Origin of the sequence: Novosphingobium sp. B-7 (assembly GCF_000410615.1) — a bacterium.
GTDB lineage: Bacteria > Pseudomonadota > Alphaproteobacteria > Sphingomonadales > Sphingomonadaceae > Novosphingobium > Novosphingobium capsulatum.
The window spans coordinates 1-3,133 of sequence record NZ_APCQ01000111.1; the positions used below are offsets into that span (position 1 = coordinate 1).

Below are 3,133 nucleotides of genomic sequence, written 5' to 3' on the forward strand. Positions count from 1 at the left end.
CCCGCGCTCATCGCGGCGCCGGCGGCCCGGTGGCGGCGGAACCGCGCGTCGAGCCCCTCACCCAGCGCGACCCGCGCGCATTCGCGGGCACCATAGAGCATGGTCGTCGCCTCGGTATGGTGGTTGAGGCGCTTTTCGCTCCAGTAATCCATGATCATCGCCAGGTCGAAATAGTTCGACGGGATGCGCGGCCCCGCGCCATCCACCGCATTGGCAGCGCGGATGCCCTTTTCATCGTGGCGGCGGGCAAAGATCGCCTGCGCCGCGGCATCCGACACGGTGATCGGCGCACTGCCTGATGGGCCGCCCAGGCATTTCTGCAGGCCACCGGTGATCACGTCGGCGCCCCAGCGATCGGCGGCGATTTCCATCCCGCCCAGCGTGGCCGTGGCATCGACATAGACCAGCGCATCCACCTCGCGCGCGATCGCGCCGATATCGTCCAGCGGCTGGGCCATGGTGGTAGAGGTATCACCATGCACGGTGCAGATCAGGCGCGGGCGCACCCGCAGCGCAGCAGCGCGGATCGCCTCCGCCGGCACGACTTCACCCCAGGCCGCGTCCACCGTTTCGAAGCGCGCGCCAATTCGCAGCAGGATTTCCTGCAAGAGCAGGCCAAAGCGCCCAAAATTGATTACCAAGGCGGTTTCACCGGGCTGAATCAGGCTGACAAGCGATGCCTCGATGGCGGCACGGGCGGTCCCGTCGATCAGCATCGTCCAGCGGTTCTGCGTGCCGAAGATCGGGCGATAGAGCGCCATGACCTGGTTCATGTAGCCGGTCATTTCCGGGTCGAACTGCCCCAGCAGATCTGCGCTCATCGCCCGCAGCACGCGCGGATGGGCATTGACCGGCCCTGGCCCCATCAACAGGCGCTGCGGCGGGTCGATTTCGCCAAAAAGCAGGGGATCAAGCACAGGACGCTCCCAGATTGTCGATAAAGCCCAGCATCACCGCCAAGGCGCCTTGCGCGTCGGCCGGTTCCACATGCTCGGCAGGGTTGTGGCTGATGCCGTCGCGGCAGCGGATGAACAGCATGGCCGTGGGGGCCAGATGCGCCAGGTTCATGGCATCGTGCCCAGCACCGGAAACCAGGCGGCGCGGAGGATGGCCGGCGGCCACCAGCGCGGATTCCAACTGCTCCATCAGCGCCGGATCACAGGGCGAAGGCGGCAGATCGTGGATCAGGCGGTGGCTGACGCCCAGGCCGCGTTGCGTGGCAATCGTCGCGATCTCGGCCAGGATGGCCGCCGCCGCGCGGTCACGCCGCACGGCCTCGCCGGCACGCACGTCGATGGTAAAGCACACGTGCCCGGCGATGACGTTGGCCGCGCCAGGCGCCGCCTCGATCCGGCCCACCGTGGCCACCAGATCGCTGGCGTCGGCCTGGGCGATGCGCTCGATCGCCAGGATCATCTCGGCCGCACCTGCCAGCGCATCGCGGCGCAGCGGCATGGCCGATGTTCCGGCGTGGCCGGCCAGGCCCGTTACCGTTACCTCGTAGCGCAGTTGCGCGGCGATGCCGGTTACCACGCCCAGCGCCAGCCCCTCGGCTTCCAGCACCGGTCCCTGCTCGATATGTGCCTCGAGATAGGCCAAGGCGCCGCGATGGCGCGCAGCCAGTAGGGTTTGCGGGGAAAGGCCCCATTCGCCCAGTGCCTCGGCCAGTGCAACCCCTTGGGCATCGGCCATCTCGGGCACCGTATCGAGCAGGCCGGCGAGTGCCTTGCTGGTCAACATCGCGGCGGGAAAGCGGCTGCCTTCCTCGTCGCCAAAGGCGATCACCTCGATCGCGAAGGGCATCCGGCGTCCGGCGGCATGAAGCGCGGCGATGCATTCGATGCCCAGCATCACGCCAAGCGGACCATCATAGACGCCGCCATCGCGCACGCTGTCGATGTGGCTGCCAATGATCAGCGGCGGCCCATTGCCGGTGCCGGGATAGCGCCCGATGAGGTTGGCCGCGCCATCCACATGGGTGGTCATGCCGGCCTCTGCCATCCACGCAGCAAGCTGTGCCAGGCTGGCGCGGTGCGCGGGGGACAGCCACCCGCGATAAAGCCCGCCGGCCATGTCGGAAAAGGGCGCCTGGCCCAGCGCCCGGCAGCGCTCCACCGCGCGCATCCCACCGCCGCTCACCATGCGGCAACACCCCCGTCGCTGCGCGGATCGGTCGCGCCATACAGCGCGCCATCGGCCTCGCGCACCACCGCCCCGGCATGGCCCATCATCGCGGTCAGCGGGCCGACGCGTTCCACCACATGGCCGGCTTGCTCCAGCGCGGCATAGACGGCCGGATCGAGCCCGTCTTCGATCTTGAGCGTGGTGCTGTCCTCACCCCAGGTGCGGCCCAGCAGCCAGCGCGGCGCCGATATGGCCTCCTGCAGGTCCATGCCGTGCCAGACATGACGCGAGAACAGCGCGGCCTGGGTCTGCGGCTGTCCTTCCCCGCCCATCGTGCCATAGGCCATCACCCGCCCGTCGGTCAGTTCGGCCAATGCGGGGTTGAGCGTGTGGAACGGCTTGCGCCCAGGCTTGAGCGCGTTCCAGCCGGTTTCGGCCAGGCGGAACGATGCGCCCCGGTTCTGCCAGGTGATCCCGGTTTGCGGCAGCACAAGGCCAGAGCCGAATTCGAAATAGGTGCTCTGGATCGCCGAAACCACCTGCCCCTGCGCATCGGCCGCGCCAAACCAGCAGGTATCGCCCCATTGCGAAGGCTGCGGCCAGGGCAGCGCGCGGTCCGGATCGATCTGCGCGGCCATCGCGGCGCGTGCGTCGGCATCATCGAGCAGGCCTTGCGCATCACGCGCCATATAGGCCGCATCGCCGCAGTGCGCGTCACGCCACAGGAAGGCCTGCTTGGTCGCTTCCACCAGCGTATGGACATGGCCAAAGCTTTCGCCAGGGCCGCAGCCGGCCTGTTCCGCCAGGGCCAGGATCAGCAGCGAGGCGATACCCTGCGTGGGCGGCGCGCTGTTGTAAAGTCGCCCGGCCTGGGTCGCCACGGAGAGCGGCGCAGGCCGCAGCGCGCGATGGGCGGCCAGGTCTGCGGCGCCCACCGGGCTACCCAACGCGCCAAGATCGGCCGCCACCAGATCGCCGAGCGCGCCGGTGTAGAAATCTTCGATCCCCG

At 68.7% G+C, this 3,133-nt stretch carries 3 protein-coding genes; all 3 read right to left on the minus strand.

Annotated elements, in window-relative coordinates; genetic code table 11:
* The coding region (locus H926_RS0101090) for an alanine--glyoxylate aminotransferase family protein (protein ID WP_082208942.1) at positions 1 to 866 on the minus strand (866 nt) is incomplete at its 3' end.
* Positions 867 to 909: 43 nt separating this feature from the next.
* The gene (locus H926_RS0101095; protein ID WP_022674656.1) at positions 910 to 2,142 is read right to left on the minus strand and encodes an allantoate amidohydrolase; all 1,233 of its coding nucleotides are present in this window, start codon (positions 2,140 to 2,142) and stop codon (positions 910 to 912) included.
* Positions 2,136 to 3,133: gamma-glutamyltransferase family protein (locus H926_RS0101100; RefSeq protein ID WP_022674657.1), on the minus strand; the 998-nt coding region annotated here is incomplete at its 5' end. The genes H926_RS0101100 and H926_RS0101095, both read right to left, overlap by 7 nt.

What these genes read in the sequence shown, in the direction of transcription:
- H926_RS0101095 (WP_022674656.1), bottom strand. Translation starts at nt 2,142, where the DNA reads ATGGTGAGCGGCGGTGGGATGCGCGCGGTGGAGCGCTGCCGGGCGCTG.